15 protein-coding genes and 2 pseudogenes are annotated in these 16,217 nt (G+C 57.4%); 14 read left to right on the top strand and 3 right to left on the bottom strand.

The features are described from left to right. Nucleotides 1–110: 110 nt before the first annotated feature. The 11 genes and pseudogenes from V1289_RS09060 to V1289_RS09015 all read left to right on the top strand — a co-directional run bounded on the left by V1289_RS09060 (nucleotide 111) and on the right by V1289_RS09015 (nucleotide 10,724). Entirely contained in the window at nucleotides 111–506 is a 396-nt protein-coding gene (locus tag V1289_RS09060; RefSeq protein WP_334396626.1) for a PRC-barrel domain-containing protein, read from the top strand. A 154-nt stretch (nucleotides 507–660) separates the two neighbouring features. Next, a complete protein-coding gene (locus tag V1289_RS09055) occupies nucleotides 661–1,191 on the top strand; it encodes an HdeD family acid-resistance protein (protein WP_334396625.1) in 531 nt (176 codons plus the stop codon). Between the two features lie 41 nt (nucleotides 1,192–1,232). Then, nucleotides 1,233–1,430: an SDR family NAD(P)-dependent oxidoreductase gene (locus tag V1289_RS49595; protein ID WP_442896171.1), complete on the top strand. Its 198-nt coding sequence runs from the start codon at nucleotides 1,233–1,235 to the stop codon at nucleotides 1,428–1,430. Continuing rightward, nucleotides 1,367–2,041, top strand: coding sequence for an SDR family NAD(P)-dependent oxidoreductase (locus V1289_RS09050; protein WP_334407354.1), 675 nt, complete (start codon nucleotides 1,367–1,369; stop codon nucleotides 2,039–2,041). The genes V1289_RS49595 and V1289_RS09050 overlap by 64 nt, the downstream gene beginning before the upstream one ends. A gap of 543 nt (nucleotides 2,042–2,584) precedes the next feature. After that, nucleotides 2,585–3,775 carry a patatin-like phospholipase family protein gene (locus tag V1289_RS09045; protein ID WP_334396624.1) on the top strand — a complete coding sequence of 397 codons (1,191 nt, stop codon included), beginning with the start codon at nucleotides 2,585–2,587 and terminating at the stop codon, nucleotides 3,773–3,775. A gap of 625 nt (nucleotides 3,776–4,400) precedes the next feature. Beyond that, nucleotides 4,401–4,580 (top strand): annotated as a pseudogene (locus V1289_RS09040) (ubiquinone-dependent pyruvate dehydrogenase); the annotation flags it as partial. A gap of 547 nt (nucleotides 4,581–5,127) precedes the next feature. After that, nucleotides 5,128–6,033, top strand: a complete 906-nt coding sequence (locus tag V1289_RS09035; protein ID WP_334396623.1) for a helix-turn-helix domain-containing protein — start codon at nucleotides 5,128–5,130, stop codon at nucleotides 6,031–6,033. 568 nt (nucleotides 6,034–6,601) lie between these two features. Beyond that, on the top strand, nucleotides 6,602–7,117 hold the full coding sequence (locus tag V1289_RS09030) for a flavodoxin family protein (RefSeq protein ID WP_334396622.1): 516 nt from the start codon (nucleotides 6,602–6,604) through the stop codon (nucleotides 7,115–7,117). A gap of 3 nt (nucleotides 7,118–7,120) precedes the next feature. Beyond that, nucleotides 7,121–8,968, top strand: a complete 1,848-nt coding sequence (locus V1289_RS09025) for a 2-oxoacid:acceptor oxidoreductase subunit alpha (RefSeq protein WP_334396621.1) — start codon at nucleotides 7,121–7,123, stop codon at nucleotides 8,966–8,968. Beyond that, nucleotides 8,965–9,852 (top strand): thiamine pyrophosphate-dependent enzyme, encoded by an 888-nt coding sequence (locus V1289_RS09020; RefSeq protein WP_334396620.1) that lies wholly within the window; start codon nucleotides 8,965–8,967, stop codon nucleotides 9,850–9,852. Before V1289_RS09025 ends, V1289_RS09020 begins: the two co-directional genes overlap by 4 nt. Nucleotides 9,853–10,106: 254 nt before the next feature. Further along, nucleotides 10,107–10,724: a PepSY domain-containing protein gene (locus V1289_RS09015; protein ID WP_334396619.1), complete on the top strand. Its 618-nt coding sequence runs from the start codon at nucleotides 10,107–10,109 to the stop codon at nucleotides 10,722–10,724. 159 nt (nucleotides 10,725–10,883) lie between these two features. Here V1289_RS09015 and V1289_RS09010 read toward each other — a convergent pair whose 3' ends face one another. Then, entirely contained in the window at nucleotides 10,884–11,021 is a 138-nt protein-coding gene (locus V1289_RS09010; RefSeq protein ID WP_334396618.1) for a hypothetical protein, read from the bottom strand. On the opposite strand from V1289_RS09010, the gene V1289_RS49590 reads away from it, so the two are divergent. The 3 genes and pseudogenes from V1289_RS49590 to V1289_RS09000 all read left to right on the top strand — a co-directional run bounded on the left by V1289_RS49590 (nucleotide 10,983) and on the right by V1289_RS09000 (nucleotide 12,747). Beyond that, nucleotides 10,983–11,321, top strand: a complete 339-nt coding sequence (locus V1289_RS49590) for a helix-turn-helix domain-containing protein (protein ID WP_442896170.1) — start codon at nucleotides 10,983–10,985, stop codon at nucleotides 11,319–11,321. The genes V1289_RS09010 and V1289_RS49590 overlap by 39 nt on opposite strands. After that, nucleotides 11,297–11,430: pseudogene (locus V1289_RS09005) on the top strand (peptide ABC transporter ATP-binding protein); the annotation flags it as partial. The gene V1289_RS49590 and the pseudogene V1289_RS09005, both read left to right, overlap by 25 nt. 123 nt (nucleotides 11,431–11,553) lie before the next feature. After that, complete coding sequence (locus V1289_RS09000) at nucleotides 11,554–12,747, top strand: adenylate/guanylate cyclase domain-containing protein (RefSeq protein WP_334396617.1); 1,194 nt, start codon at nucleotides 11,554–11,556, stop codon at nucleotides 12,745–12,747. 49 nt (nucleotides 12,748–12,796) lie between these two features. Here V1289_RS09000 and V1289_RS08995 read toward each other — a convergent pair whose 3' ends face one another. Then, a complete protein-coding gene (locus tag V1289_RS08995) occupies nucleotides 12,797–14,326 on the bottom strand; it encodes a TolC family protein (RefSeq protein ID WP_334396616.1) in 1,530 nt (509 codons plus the stop codon). Beyond that, nucleotides 14,313–16,106 (bottom strand): FUSC family protein, encoded by a 1,794-nt coding sequence (locus V1289_RS08990; RefSeq protein WP_442895975.1) that lies wholly within the window; start codon nucleotides 16,104–16,106, stop codon nucleotides 14,313–14,315. The genes V1289_RS08995 and V1289_RS08990 overlap by 14 nt, the downstream gene beginning before the upstream one ends. Nucleotides 16,107–16,217: the final 111 nt, after the last annotated feature.

Below are 16,217 nucleotides of genomic sequence, written 5' to 3'. Positions count from 1 at the left end.
AACAGGGGTGCGACATGTCGAGTCCGTCATTGAAATCCTCTCAAAGCGCTGGTGCGAGGGTGGTTGTCCCCGCGCCTCGCAATCGGCCGCTCATGCAAATGGCGAATCTTATGAAGTCGCTGTCCACGATCGCAGTTGCCGTGCTGTTGATCGCTACGCCCGCTTGTTTTGCCCAACAGGTTGTTGGGTCTACCAAGCTCGGCGTCGCCAATGTCGAACTACGCGACGTCACGACGGGCTGGAGCACCAAACGGCAGGTCCTCGGGAAGAATGTCTTTAATGACAACGGTGAGACCATTGGGAAAATCGATGACATCATCGTGGCACCCGACAAGGCGGTGTCATACGCCGTCATCGGCGCAGGCGGCTTTCTGGGCGTTGGCCGCCACGATGTGGCAATTCCGGTGAGCCAGCTGAAAGAGAATGGTGGAAAATTCATCCTTCCGGGTGGTTCGAAGGACACAATCAAGGCTTTGCCTGAATTCGAATATGCGGACAAGCAATAGTCGCAACAATGAAGCGCTCCGATGAGCTCGCTAAGCGGGCCATCACTGCAACAAACCTCGAAATTGATAGGAGGCTTCAGTGGGTGCTAACTCAGAGCTGAGTGATTTTCAGAGCGCAGTGAGAACCGCACTAGGTGAACACTGGAAGTGGTTCGTGTTTCAGGGCATCGTCATGCTCGCCTTGGGATGTCTGGCTGTGGCGGAGCCGGTCATCGCATCTGTCGCGGCGGGCATATATATCGGATGGCTGTTTCTGTTCAGTGGCCCGCTCGGCCTGGTCACCATGTTCTCGGCGCACGACGCATCTGCATTCTTCTGGATTCTGCTGACCTCGGCTGTTTCGCTTGCCGTAGGAATCCTCTTGATCTGGAAGCCTGATGAGGGGACCGTTTCACTTACGCTCGTGCTAACGGCTTTCTTCATCGCGGAAGGCGCCTTCCAAGTCGGAACTTCGATCTCCTATCGCGATGTCTTGCCCGGTTCCTGGGGCAGTCTGCTCGCAAGCGGAATCACGGATCTCGTTCTTGCGGGGCTCATCATTTATTTTTGGGGGCTCATCATTGATTTTTGGCCGCAGAGTGCGAGTTGGACGCTCGGCCTTATCGTGGGCACCAATTTGATCTCGACGGGACTCGCAATTCTCATGACCGCGATTGAAGTCCGCAACGTCGGAAAATCCAGGTGATCGTCGAAAATCAGCTCAAAGTCCCCCGGCTAGGAAAAAATATGAAGACGATATTCATTACAGGTGCTTCAAGCGGATTGGGGAAAGCCACCACGAAATTGTTCTCGGCAAAAGGGTGGAACGTCATCGCAACGATGCGAACGCCCGCTAAAAGGAGCTCAGAAGCTTATCCAACATCTCGGTCCTCGAATTGGATGTTTCCAATCCGAAGCAAATCCATGAAGTGGTGGAAGGGGTAACTTCGAAGGGAAGTGTGGATATCGTGCTGAATAATGCGGGGTATGCACTGACCGGTCCACTCGAGGCCAGTTCGGATGAGCAGGTGATGACGCAGATAAACACTAACGAACTCGGCGCGATCTTGGTGACCAAGGCCTTTATTCCGCATTTTAGAGAACGAAAATCCGGCATGTTCTTAACCACGACTTCAATCGGCGGTCTTGTGTCGTTCCCGTTAAATGCTGTTTACCACGCTACGAAATGGGGCTTGGAGGGCTTTGCCGAAAGTCTCGCCTTTGAGTTGAAGCCTTTCAACATCTCGGTGAAGACCATCAGCCCTGGCGGTATCAAATCCGATTTCATGGGCAACGCGCAGATGGTCGAAGATAAAAACTATGCCGAGAGTTTTCAAAAAATGTTGGCGATGTTTGGAGATGCGCTGCCGGGAAGCAGGCCGGAGCAGATTGCAGAAGTCGTTTATGCAGCTGCGACAGACGGCAGAGAACAGTTGCGCTATGTGGCGGGAGCGGATGCAATCGCAACTTATCAGCGCCGTGCGGATGTCGGAAGTGAAATGTTCCATGGAGAACTGATGAAAAAATTCTTGGGCCAGACCATCAATGGAGGATAGGCAACCTCTGTATTACGGGTGCGCGATTTGCACGATGGTTGCGGGTGTGAATTGATCGTTCAAAGGCATTAGCAGTCCGCTGAAAAGCCTTGAAATGGAAAGGATGGCATTACCAACATTCAAATTGGTCCGGTGATCGCGATCGTCTTAAGCTGCACTATTTGGAAAGGCGCACATGGTCATGAACTGTGACGGTGAAGAAAAATGATCGACGAACAACGACGATAGTACAAACAGGAGACTACAATGCTGAACCGCTCAGAAATCCTTAGGTGTGGCAGAGCCGCACGATACGCAGTTTGTGACGGCAAGCTTGGTCTCGTCCGGCACCACTCGTGGCGGACCCCGCTTTGTTCCAAGAAGTGCGTCGATCGTTTCAAAGATCGCCGGGCAAGGGAACCGTTGAACGAGGAGCGCGGTACATGAAGCCATTCACCCCTTGGGAACGTGGAGGTAGCTCGTGAACAACACCGCCGATACCGTTTTAAGATACGCCGAAAGCGTTGCCTAGCAAATCTGCGTTGTTGAGTCGGAATACAGGTCATGCCTTCCTTTCGTCAGTTGCTCGTCCTGTCATTCGCTATTTCGACGGGATTCTTTTCTCTTGCTGGCTGTAGTTCTCCTCCCAGATCACCCTATACGGCATCCGATGCCGCGTCCGCGCGGGTATTGAACGTCAATGAACTGCGCAGATATACCGATGAGCCGGCAGCAACGTTCCTCAAGGAACCACCTGTAAGTTTACGTGCCGGTCCTGTCAGCTATCTTGCCTTGTCGGGAGGCGGGGCCGACGGTGCTTATGGCGCGGGTGTGCTGAATGGCTGGACCACGGCAGGTACGCGCCCAAAATTTACAGTCGTTTCGGGGGTGAGCACGGGTGGGTTGATTGCGCCATTTGCATTTCTTGGCCCAGCCTACGACGGCACATTGCGGGAAGTATACACCAGCGGCATCGCTGAAAGCCTTCTGGATGCGCCAAGCATCTTGAACGCGCTCTTCGGATCAGGCCTGTTTGGAAACTCGCGGCTTCGCGAGTTGGTGGCCCGCTATGTCGACCAGAATATGCTCGCGGCAATTGCAGAGGAACACGCCAAGGGCAGGGATCTTCTTATCGTGACGACCGATCTCGACACCCAACGCACAGCGGTATGGGACATGGGGCGCATTGCTGCGGTGGGGTCTCCCCAGGCGCTAAGCCTGTTCCGTGATGTCGTGGCCGCATCCGCAAGTATCCCGGTGGTTTTCCCGCCGATGATGATTGACGCGGAAGCAAACGGAAATCACTTCCAGGAAATGCATGTAGACGGTGGAGTGACGGCTCCGGTGCTGACCTTGCCGGAAGCATTCATTTTACGAAACGGAGCGTTCGTCCGAGGTCTGCGTATAACCATCTACATCTTGATCAACAACAAGGTTGAGCGAGATTTCCAACTGGTGCGGAACAGCACGATCGACATCGCGGCGCGGGCTTCGGCTTCCGTCACGAAGACGCAAACCCGCTCCATTCTCTATGAGACTTTTGACTTCGCTCGCCGCAACAATTTCGGATTCAATCTGACCTACATCGACAAAGGCTTTCCGTCGTCAGGTTCCTCCGGCTTTGAAACGAACTACATGCGTTCTCTTTATCAGTACGGATATGACAAGGCCAAAACCGGTAATTTTTGGGTCAAGGTGCCGCCACCGGATGATGTCTCATCAAGCGGTTTCCGGTTTAAAAGTTCCTCGATGTAGTGGTGGTCTAAAGATCATACCTGCGAGCGAAGTTCGGCGGGTGTGTTGGTAAAATCTAGAATTCTCTGCCGATCACGGAAGGGAAGAGCGTCAATGTCGACCTGGGTGAACGCGGCCGACCATGACTGCACCTTGGCCTACGTCCCGATACTGTCTTATGTCGTCGTCGAAACTAAAAAAGTTACACTCGGCGAACTTGGCCACGTCTGGTCGGGATCGCTCAAGGCCGGCAGCATTGGAGTCGAGCGGCTTCTTTGGCTTCAGTGCGTTTAATGCGGACGGGGAAACCTTGCATTGAACTTCGGCGGGCCCATTCAGCATCGTGAAAAGGGCAATTCCGTTGTTAATACTCCGACGAATAGCGTAGGCCCATCTAAATCGTCGACCGAACATCCAAGACGGAGACGATGGAATGCCGCTAAATCCCCCATTAAAGGGAACGCGATGCCCACATTGTTCGGCCCCATCAGACCTGGAAGTGTCGAGTCACCTAATGATGGCTCCGCTGAAGCGTGCCCGCAACACGCGTGACCATGTACCAACCACGATCATGGTGGAATATTATGTTCAGCGCGTCAGCGCGCGGCTGATCCTGAGCGAGGCCACTGGCGTCAGTCCGCAAGGGGAGGCGGGCGAGGGCTCCGACGATCTAGCCACAGGAAAGCCCGGCGTCAAGCCGATCCATCCGCAACATCTCGCCCGACTGATCAGCCAACATGCTACCGAGAATGCGATCTTCACCTTCGTCGTCGGGACACCCAGCATTTGGGCGCCGCGCTATTTGAAGATGAATGGCCGCCGCCGGTTCACAGCAGGCCGAGCTGTTAATCATCCTGCGGCAACTGCGGCCGTCTATAAAACCTAAGGAAATCGACACTTGTTGAACTAGGGCGCGAACCCATAATTTGGAGGAGCAGCGGACGTCTGTTTTGGTGCTCATAGCGGACTCACGTCGGACTTCGCGCGAGGTCCGAAAAGTGCCAACGGCCGACATTGAAAAATGAGCGATGGTAGAATGGCGGAAGCCTCACTGTTCTCCGGCCGACTTGCAAAAGCGCTGCCTCAGCTCGTAAAGGCGATACCACAGACCGCCTATCGTTACGTTGACGAGTATTTTCTGTAGCGCCGACCACGATCGAGGTGCTTGATATGGATCAGGGGCATCCTTGTTCGGGGCTGGGCATCGTCCCGCCACATCAAGTAGACGCGCGCCTTGACCAGTGACCCAGTTTGAAAATAACAGCGGCCTTAGGTCCGGTACGGGACCGACGCCCTGCCCACATCCGGGTTACGGTTCCCCATCCCGTAAATTACAGGGGGTGGAGCACGATGAACCATCCATGGATGGAGCGATGACCGGAGCTTATGGACAACGGCTTGGCGAGGCGTTGCGGGTCGAAAACGCACCGGCGATCGTTACCCGGGCATCGCGTACAGCTGATATGGCCGTCACAGAGATTCGGTGTGATAATCCGCTGCCGCAAATGAACGGTCCGATTCGGCAGGAAGATGCTTTTTTCGTCGCTTTGTACCTCCGCGATTCTCCAAATCGCGAATCTTGGGAGGATGGCCGACGAGTGTCGGTGTGCGACCATCGGATTGGCGAGAGTAGTCTCCATGACCTGAAGCGAGCTCCCGCCGTGCTCATCCACAAGCCCTATCACTTTCTGGCTTTCTATCTGCCGCGTGCGGCGCTGGACGCGATCGCTGACGACGCCAACGCGCCGCCAATTCGCGATCTGAGCTATAAGCCCGGCGCGGGCGTCAACGATGTCACGATTTCCCGCCTGGGGAGCTTGCTGCTACCCGCCCTCAGCCATCCGGACCAAGTCAACCCGTTGTTTCTCGACCACGTCCTACTGGCGGTCGGGGTGCATGTCGCTCAGACCTATGGAGGCATGCGGCTAATGTCGCGCCTGGCCCGGGGTGGGCTCGCGCCATGGCAGCAGCGACGCGCGACGGAATTTCTTCGCGCCAACATCAAGGGCAGTGTGGCGCTCAAGGAGGTGGCACGAGAGTGCGGCATATCAGTAGGTTATTTCTCGCACGCCTTCCGTCGCACGCTGGGAGTGGCGCCGCACCAGTGGCTAATTGAGCAGCGCGTCGCGCTATCCAAGGAAAAGCTGCGCGATGACGGACTGTCGCTATCGGATGTGGCCACGGAGTGCGGCTTCAGCGACCAAAGTCACCTCACGCGAGCTTTCAGACAGACGGTCGGCGTAAGTCCGGGCGCGTGGCGTCGGGCTCTCCAGCGATAGCAAGCGAGCATCGTAATTATCAATACTGTCTAAACAAGCGGTTCGGGTAACATCGAGCGCGATCCAGCAATCCGAATGACCGCGCCGTAGGCGCGCGCATACGCCGGGCGCCCCATCGACCTGGATACGACCCTGCTGGTGCGTCGCAACAAGTTCGAACCAGTCCGCGATATCGACAAGCAAGCCGTCGAAAGATCTCCAGAGACGCGAGAGAACTTTACTCGCGACACAGCTCTGACCGGCAAATCGGGCCGATTGGCGTGTCCCCAATTCAACGCTGAGCATAAGTTCAGGAATGGCCAGATCGTAGCGCCAGAATTCCGCCAGCGGTCGAACCAAACACCGCTGCGCTCGAGCTAACTCGCGATTGTTATCGAAGAGGGCGAAAGCGTCGTACTTCTCAGAAGTGGAGTTAGAAGCACAACCATTCCACCGACGGCACTCTCATTCAATATCGCCGCAAGTATTGGTGGCACAGTCGCGGTCAAACGCTGACCGATTCGGCATCAGATCGACACACGAGAAGGGCCGTAAATGAAGCCAGTCACTGGTGGAAAGGAGGTAACTCGTGAACAACACCGCCAATGCTGCCCCGCACTTCATTCAGCGTCGGGTCATTCATATCGTCTTTGCCTCGACTAGCGGTCACACGGAGTACGTCGTGGATGCTTTGACCTCTTCGTTGAAGAGCATCACGCCAGGCTGGGAGATCGAGGCAACCAGGGCCGAGAAAATGAAGCCACAGGATTTGCTAAGCGGAGATGTTCTCCTGCTCGCCTCCGCGACCTGGAATACAGGGGGCACCGAGGGACAATTGAATCCGCACATGTGGGCTTTGCTCCATGACAAGGCGAAGACTCTGGACCTGGCCGGCAAGCCTTGTGCGTGCATCGGACTAGGAGACCATCGATATTTCTACACGGCGCGAGCGGCGGATCATTTGCAGCACCACGTCAAGGTCCATCATGGCCGGCTCATTGTTCCAACGCTTAAAATCACGGACGAACCCTACGGCCAGGAGGAAGCAGTAACAGTCTGGGGCAGACAATTGGTGGAAGCGTCGAAACAGATCGATTGGTCCTAGGCGATGCCCCGCATATCTCTCAAAATGGTCGGCGCGTCCGGACAGGGAGTAAACTCCATTGGCGCGATTATCGCCAAAGGTCTCAAAAGATCGGGATTTTGCGTGTTCGGCTATCGCGAGTATCCCTCGCTCATCAAGGGCGGGCATGCGAGCTATCAGCTGGACATCTCGAATCAGAGCATCCGCAGCACGGAAACAAAGGTAGACGTGCTGGTCGCGCTTAACCATCACGGGCTCGAGCTGAATATGGAGGAACTGAAGCCGGGAGGGATCGTGCTGCACGTGACGCCCGGATGGCAGTTTCCGGAGCATCATCAGAAACTCATCGCGGAGCGAAATCTTCGCGTCATCTATTTCCCGGTTGATGATATTCTCAATCGCCTTGGTGCGAGGGCAATTCTGTCGAACGTGCTGCTGACCGCCTTTGTCTGGTCCATGCTTAACCAGGATGTCGATGTCCTCAAGTCTCTCGTCGGAGAGAAGTTTGCGAAGAAGAAAGCTCTGGTCGAACTCAACATGCGATGTATCGATGAGGGATATTCCTTTGTCGATCCAGAGCAGGGGAGGATCTCCGTCGCGTTGCCGCAGCCCGACAAAGGCTTCGCCGGCCACCTTTTGATTACCGGCAGTCAAGCGATGGGGCTCGGCGCGGTTCATGCGGGGGTGCGGCTCTATGCCGGCTATCCGATGACGCCCTCAAGCCCGTTGCTGTCGTTCATTGCCGAGCTCGAAAACAAGACTCACATGGTGGTCAAGCAGGCGGAAGACGAAATCACCGCCGCGCAGATCGTGAGTGGGGCGATGTACATGGGAACCCGCGCGCTAACCGCCACCTCGGGTGTCGGATTTGATCTTATGAGCGAGACACTGTCTCTCGACGCCATGATCGAGAACCCGGCGGTGTTTGTGCTCGCGCAACGCCCCGGTCCGGCGACCGGCTTGCCGACCTGGACGGCTCAAGGTGGTCTCTTGCAGGCCGCGAACTGCTCTGCTGGCGAATTCACGCGCTGCGTCATGGCGGTCAGCAACAGCCAGGACGCCTTCGATTTGATGCCGGTCGCATTCAATCTGGCAGAGCAGTACCAAATCAGTGTCATTGTCCTCACCGACAAGCAGATCGCCGAGGCGCTCTACACCCAACACCCCTACGATCTGGAAAAGGCCGAAATTGATCGTGGCCGGCTCGTCGTCGATCCCGACAAGCTGAAATTCCTGAAATCGTCTGATCGATTTGACCCGCACGCCAAGGGCGGCGTTTCGTTGCGATGGCTTCCCGGCAGTGACGCGGCGACCTATTGCGCCCAGGGCGATGAACACAATGCTGTGGGCGCGGTGGATGAGTCCAGCCTGAATACCAGGTTGCAAATGGAAAAGCGGTTGCGGAAGTTCCATGGATTAAAAGCGGTGCTGCCCGCACCTCATTTGAGCACCGGCGGTCGCAGCGCGAAGACAGCCGATTGGATGGATGCAGGCGACGAAATCGAGTTGCTCGCGATCGGCTGGGGAAGCACCGGTGACGTGTTTCAGGACGTCATGCGCAGCGCTGAACTGCGCGGGCGGAAGATCGTGTATTTGCACTACACCTATCTCTGGCCACTCCGCACCCACGAGCTTCAGATCTTGGCAAAGCGGTCAAAACGCATTGTCCTGGTGGAGCAAAACTATCAGGGGCAGTTGGGCATGCTCATCAGGATGGAATGCGGCCTGGACATCCCGGACAAAGTTCTCAAGTACGACGGCCGGCCGTTTTTCTACGATGAGCTTCTTGCATCGGTGATGGAAAGATGTGCGAGCACGTCGGAAAACGAACAGAAGCTTTCCAGTCTCGAATATGCAGGTACCCCATCATGAATATCGCGCTGCAGACCCGCCCGCCCGCTCTTTCCGACTACTATTCGGAAACCAAATGCATCTGGTGTGACGGCTGCGGCAATTATGGCATTTGGACGGCCGTTAAGTATGCGCTGGTCGAACTGAATTTACATCCGTGGCAGGTTTGCCTTTGCTACGATGTCGGTTGTCACGGCAACGGCTCGGACAAAATCGAGGGCTACCGCTTCCACGGGCTCCATGGTCGCGTCATCCCGTTTGCAGCAGGCGCGAAGCTTGCAAATATGAAGCTTCCGGTCATCGCCTTCGGCGGGGATGGCGCGACCTTCTCGGAGGGTATCGGGCATTTGATTCACGGCGTGAGGAGCAACTATCCCATCACGTTCGTCCTGCACAACAATACGAACTACGGGCTGACGACCGGGCAGGCGAGTTCGCTCACGCCACAGGGCCAGCCCATGAACACAAGTCCCAACGGGATTCCCGAGCATACGTTGGCGAGCATGGATCTGATCTTCGCGCTCAACCCCACCTTCGTTGCCCGTGGCTTCAGCGGCGACATCAAACTGATGACGCGCATCCTCAAGGCCGCGATTCAGCACCGCGGCTTTGCCTTCGTCGAGATGCTCCAGGCCTGTCCGACATACAACCACTTCACGACGCACGAATTTCTGCTGGAACGGTACTTCGATGCGAATGCCGGAGGCCACGACCCAGGCAATCTGCAGCAGGCGAAGGCGCTCGCTACGCAGGTTCAGGAACGCATCGCCTGCGGCATTCTCTATCAACGCGAAGACGCTTCCGACTTCTATAGCCGGCTAATTCCGCGGCAAGGCCTGGAAACGACCTGCGTCGAGGAGGTGAGGAGGTATGATGTGAGCGAGTATTGGAAGGAACTGGTGTAACTAAAGTTAACCGTTGGGAACGCGACGACGCGGGCTTCGAACTTGATCATTTCCTTCATCCGTCTGTTCGAGCGATGTTGGCAGCGCCGGCGCCTATAGTTGTAGCTCATGGTCTGGTCTCCCGCAGCGCCAACGATCGGAAATTCCGCGAAGCGGCTCTGTGGTGGTCGCTGGCTCATGGCCAGAACGACATTATTGTGCTGGCCAGCGCGCCTCGTCTTAACTGTTCCGCGTCGATCTAAATGAGTGGGCCAATGTCAAAGAAACAACTATTCGTAGCCCTATTATCGCTGCTGATCTGCGCACCCTCCCATGCCGGCACTACGTTGCGTGGCGAAATCAGCGCGGCTCAGGAACAGGATGCAAGCGGCAATGGACTTAGCGACGAGGCGATCAGCCGTGAACTTGACTTGTTCCGAGGCGCGGAAATATCACTGCGCCAGGCGATGAAGATCGCCGACAGCCTCCACCCCGGTTCGAGGATCGTGGATGTCAGTTTTGATGGCGGCTCCGGCTCATCCGTTTATCGCGTGAAGACGTTTCGGCTGGATCGCATCTGGGAAGATGCGATCGACGCCAGAACAGGCGAGGTTGCGGGCAATGCTACAGTGTCTTCCATGAGCGAGTTGAAGCTAGAGGACCGCCTCAACTTGATCGCCATGCAATCGGTCCGGCAAGAGCTTGCAGATGCAGTGTTCGTAGCCGAGGATAGCACGTCAGGAAAGGCGCTCAGCGGCGGACTGATGAACGAAGCTGGCAAGTTGATTTTTGTGATCGTGGTGCTGTCCGGCACTAACCTCAAGCAGGTCATGCTCGAACCGCCGAGTGCCAGCAACCTGGAAACGCTTCCGCATCGTTCAAGGCAGCATTGACGTCTAGGATCAGGCCTCACTGACGAAAGACAATTGTTGGCCTTCAATGCCGTTTCCGTCCCCCACTATCGGCGATGCTAAACGTTCGGCTGACGCATCGGCAACTGACATCATCAATTGCGCATGAAGACGCTCGCCGAGCGGCAGCGTCCCCGCTCGTTAAGCGACGCGGTCAAGTGGCTGCTGGCGCGGCAACTGAGTGGCGACCGGCCAGATATCCTGGCCGTGGCACGCGGACTCGGCGTAGGCGAGCGCTCCCTGCAGCGCCGCCTTGGCGGCGAAGGCACCAGTTTCCAAGTTCTCTTGAACGCGGTGCGCCGCTCGCGTGGGCGGAAGCTGCTTGCGGACCCTGCTCTCGACATCGACGAAGTGGCGTTTCTGTTGGGATACGAGGGCCAGAACTCGTTCTTCCGTGCCTTTCGCAAGCGCCCTTTGGCTTGCGAGCCTTCTAAGGCAGGAAGCCGCGGATCTTGCAAGCTTGATCCAGAAATCACGAGAGTGAGTTGGGATCGAGGCGTTTATCGAACCACAGGCCATACGCAAGTAATCGCACGCTCTCTCGCCGTGTCCACGAAACAGTCAAGGAGGTGCTCGTGACGATCCCCGAACTCGCGGAGAAGGCATGACTTGTATTCTCGTCACGCACGAAATAGGTTTCGCCCGCGCAGTCGCCGAACAGATCTACATTAACGATCATGGAGGCATCTTCAGCACAATCCCCACGATCGGAAAGGAGCATGCCCTTTCCAGAGACGACATTCTCGTCCAAGACAATCAAGTTCGATCCTAAGATAGCTTCGGCCGGAGGACAATTTGCCAGCGGGTGGCTATGGATAGTTCTGAACTGGACAAACTCGCCACCTGGTTGATGCACGGCGCGCGCTCGGCGTCGACACCCGCCGATTTCCTCAAGCAGATGTGCGAACGGCTGGTCGCCGCCGGCATTCCCCTGTGGCGCGTAGGCGCTTTCGTGCAGACGCTACATCCCGACGTGTTCGGCCGCAGCTTCGTGTGGCGGCAGGGCACTGAGGTCGTTGTTACCGACGCTCCCTTCGACATTCATGACTCGCCGCAGTTTAAGAACAGCCCGTTTCCGAGTCTCTACAGCAGTGGCCAAGAAGGGCGCTATCGTCTCGACAATCCCGAGAGTCGGCGCTTCCCTTTCTTCGATGACGTGCGTGCGGAAGGGGCAACGGACTACATCGCCGTTCCCTTGCTGTTCACCGACGGCACTATTCATGCATCTAGCTGGACCACGAAGGTCGAAGGCGGCTTCACGGATGACCATCTCGCGGCCCTGCGATCGGTGATTCATCCTCTCAGTCGGCTCGCCGAGATCCACGCCATGCGCCGCACGGCAGCTGCGCTGCTCGACACCTATGTCGGCAACCGTGCCGGCGAGCGCATCCTGGCGGGACAAATCCGTCGTGGACATGCAGAAGCGATGCAAGCCGCGATCTGGCTATCCGATCTTCGCGGGTTCACCTCGCTATCCGATCGCCTTCCCGCGGAAACTGTCGTGGACATCCTCAACCGGTATTTCGATTGCCAGGTGCCAGCCATCCGCGAGCACGGTGGCGAAATCCTGAAATTCATGGGCGACGGGTTGCTTGCCGTGTTTCCGATCGCGAAGGACGGCGGCAATCTCGCCGAGGTCTGCGGCCGCGCGCTTGAGGCCAGCCGCAAGGCCTCCGCCAATGTCAATGCCATGCACTATCCGAGCGGTGATGAGGTCGAACGCTTTCGTTTTGGTGTGGCGCTGCATATTGGTGACATCCTGTTCGGCAATATCGGCGGCATAAGCCGGCTCGACTTCACCTGCATTGGACCCTCCGTCAATCTTGCTGCGCGGCTGGAGAAGATCGCGAGCCGCCTGCATCGCACTGTGGTGGCATCAGCCGCCTTTGCCGGGGCTTGCCACCAGGACTGGGTCGATCTCGGCGAATTTTCAGTCGCCGGGTTCTCCAACGCTCATCGCGTGTTCGGCTTGCGAGACGAGGTGATTGATCCTGCGGCAGGCTGATCGTCGGCACTGCACGGGTATCAAGCTGTTGGTCCGGCGAGTCTGAGTTCTATCGAGGAGCGCTGCCGAGAGCACCGGTCGCCAACGCCAGCGTGGCAGCTGCGGACAAAGCCGTGCTGTAAGCATCGGTCGACGCGTTTCGAGCTTGTAGAAGCTGGGTTTGAGCGATGTTGACATCGGTGATTGAGCCGACGTGGTTGCGGTAGCTGGCGAGTGCGCTTTCGAATGTCGTTTGTGACGCCGCGGCAAGCGCATTTGCAGCGTTGTGGGCTGATAGGCTTGTACGAAGCGCATTATCGGCCACGACCAGCTGTCGCACCGCGTCGTTCCGGCGACGCGTGAGCAAGGCCCCCGCGCTATCGGCATTATTGCGGGCTTGTTCCAGTAAAGCCGCCCGAGTGCCGCCGTCGTAAATCGGGACGGTCGCGCCGACGAGAACGCTGCTGGCGACACGGGAGGGATTGATATTGGCCGTTCCCGACTGCTGGCCGAGTCCCGGAATGGAGCTGATCGAAAGATTTGCCGCATTATAGGCGGTTGTTCCGCTCAGAAAGACCTTGGGCAGGAACTCCGCGACGGCAGCATCCACGTCGGCATTTGCGGCCTTTTGCGCGGCATAGGCGGTTAGGATATCCGGCCGGCGGGCAAGCGCTGTGGAAATGACGCTTTGGATTGAAGCCGCCAGGTCCGGTGAAAGTCTGCGGTTGGCCGCAGTAGCTATGTTGATCCGTGTGAGCGGCGAAATCCCCATGGCCGAAATCAGATTCAAATAGGCATTTTCTGCAGCGCCAGTGGTTTGGACCAGCGCGAGCTTCGCCTGTGCGGTGGCCTGGTGGGCTTGGGAAACCTCCACCACCGTTCCAATGGCGTTCTTGTAGCGATCGTTTGCCGCCGCTTCCACATCCTGCGCGTTCTTCAGCGATTGGCCGGCGCTGGCGGCGCGTGCGCGAGCCGCGGAATTGGCATAGAAGGCAACGCTGACGTCGTAGATGATCTGCTGATGGGTCGCATTGAACGCGATATTTGAGATGATCGAGCCTTGCTTGGCGGCTTGCACCTTGGCCGCACGTTCGCCGAAATCGAATAACAGCCATTCCAGCGATGCGGCTGCAATCGCGCCGTGTGCCTCAGCATTGGTGGAAAGGCTGGTTCCCGCTGCCGACACACTTCCTTGATTGTTGAGATACACCTCGGCGGCAGTCGCTCTCAATCTCGGAAGATACGCGCTCTCGGCAATGCCGGTGGCGAGCGCCGCATTGCGAGCATCGTTCCAGGCAGTTCGCGTCAAAGGGTTGTTGCTTTGCGCTATGTCGATCAACTCAGGGAGCGAATAGACCTTCCGCCGGTCCAGTCCGAGAGGTGCCGGCAACCCCGTAAGATCGGTATTGACGGGTAGCGCGTAACTCGCCTTGGATTCTATCGAGGGTTTCGCACCTGGGACAATTTCACCGGTCGTCGTCGTCGTCGGTACCCAAGGCTTGTCGGCGCGGTCGGGTGCCATGTCGACATCCCATGCGGCGCAGCCGCCAAGACCCAACAAACAAATGGCGGCAACAATACTCGGTTTAAACTGACGCATGTACCTCTAGCCCCCCACCCCGGCGCACGAACGCAGACTCCAGGACTTCAAGATCAGCCACGACAAATCCATCGACGGTGCAGGGGGCGCGAGGGTCTTTGCCGGTGTTGCTGGGAAGGCCGTTTTGGCTCGGCGGCATCGTTACTTCCACCAACCGAGTCCCGCTGCTCAACTCGTTTGCCAACGTATCAAGCCGATGGGCAACAGCTCGGCTCGCCGCCGACTGCTCGTTCGAAAGCAATAGCAGAGGCCCCATTAGCGCGCGGATATGGCGGATCGCGCGGGCGCGAGCGGTGAGCCGGAACTGAGGCGATCCGATCCTCGAGGATTCGTATGCGGAAAGCTCGACATCCTGGCTGATCACGCCCATCGCGCCAGCAGCGTCGGTTGCAAGGCTGTCGCGCCGCGAGCGGCTTGTAGCGTTTGTTAGATCGACGAGGCGGCGAAGCAGGGCAACAAGCCCTGGGTCAATGCGGCGGATCACGGTGACCGGCCAGATATTCGTGAATATGAGATAAGCGACGACGTTCCCGAGCAAGATGCCGATGATTCGATCGCGGGCAATCGTGAGGTCGAAAGCGGGGCTTGGCCCCTGGATTACGCAGAGGAAAAATGCAAAAGCCAGCTGGTAGCCCATATAGGAGATGCGCGGACTTCCGGCAGCCACCCATGCGGAGACAAGGCCCACGACGAATACGACGATCAGCAAGGCGCCGATCGATGTCAGGTGCGGAAGCAGAAAGACGATTGCGGCAAATCCCAATCCAGCACCGATAAGGGCGCCCAAGATCCGAAGCGTAAACTTCTCGATCGTCTCCGCCGTCGTTCCCAGCGAGACCATGTAGCAAGTGATGAAGGAAGTATGAATCCCGGGCCAATCAACCAGCAAATAAGCTGCATAGCAGAACATGGCCGCGGCGGTCGTCTTTAGAGCGTAGTAGACGTGATCGGGATTGGTAAAGGCATCGGAGAGAAAAAAGCCTGCTTTGGCGGCTTCGACGATGGGCAGTTCGGGGAGAGGGCGTTCGGTGAAACGTCGCAACGCTTCCTTCATGTCGGCAAGCAGCGTGGCCGTGACCGGCGGCAAATCCTCCTCGCCATGCTCGATCGCAACGTCGACAGGATATCCTCCCGCGCGAAGGATCGACGCCATCTCATCGAGCGTGTCCGCAATCTGGCCACGGAGGGGCGGGGGCATCGTCTCCGACTGCGTACGATCTGCGAAGTCGACCAGCAGCAGGATAGTGGTGATGCTGTCTGTCGCGTGGCCAAGTGCTGCGATATCGGCCGGAGGCGAGGATTTCTCGATGCCCGCCATTTTCAGCCAGGTTTTCAGTTCGGTGACGCCTTCCGAGAGGGTCTCCTCGAAAGCGTCGCGGACCTTCTCGTCGCCGTTGCGCATCAGCGACGCAGCGAGCGCCAGACGATGCGCAAGCGCCTGCTCAAGAAGTCGTCTCGGGGGCGGACCAAGAACAAGATTGAGCGCGATCGATACGGTGGCGGGGATGGTGACGAACAGCCAAGCATAGAGATAGCCGCGCGTTGCGAGTTCTCCGACGTGGGCATCACTCAAAAGGTCCAGTCCGTACCCGACGATCATCGCAATGATGGCGGCCAGCGGCTTTAGCTTGCTGGCGGAAGCGAGGAACAGCAGGCCGAACGACACCACGGTTATGCTGATCACTCGCCACAGCGGCTGGTCGATCACCGCCGTCGCTACCAGCATAAGTATGCCGACGAGCAGCGATATCAGGATCGTGAGCACGATGCTGATGATCACACTCTCCATTCTGTCGCGCTTCATGACGAAGAATGCGACATAGGCCGTAAGCGCCGGATCGGGTGTCTGGTAAATTTCGACGACAAGCGTTGTCAGCGCGCAGGCCAGCGC

Origin of the sequence: Bradyrhizobium sp. AZCC 2289 (assembly GCF_036924615.1) — a bacterium.
In the GTDB taxonomy this organism is placed as follows: Bacteria; Pseudomonadota; Alphaproteobacteria; order Rhizobiales; family Xanthobacteraceae; genus Bradyrhizobium.
The sequence above is the reverse complement of the archived record's forward strand: the minus strand, read 5'-3'. Positions and strand labels throughout refer to the sequence as shown.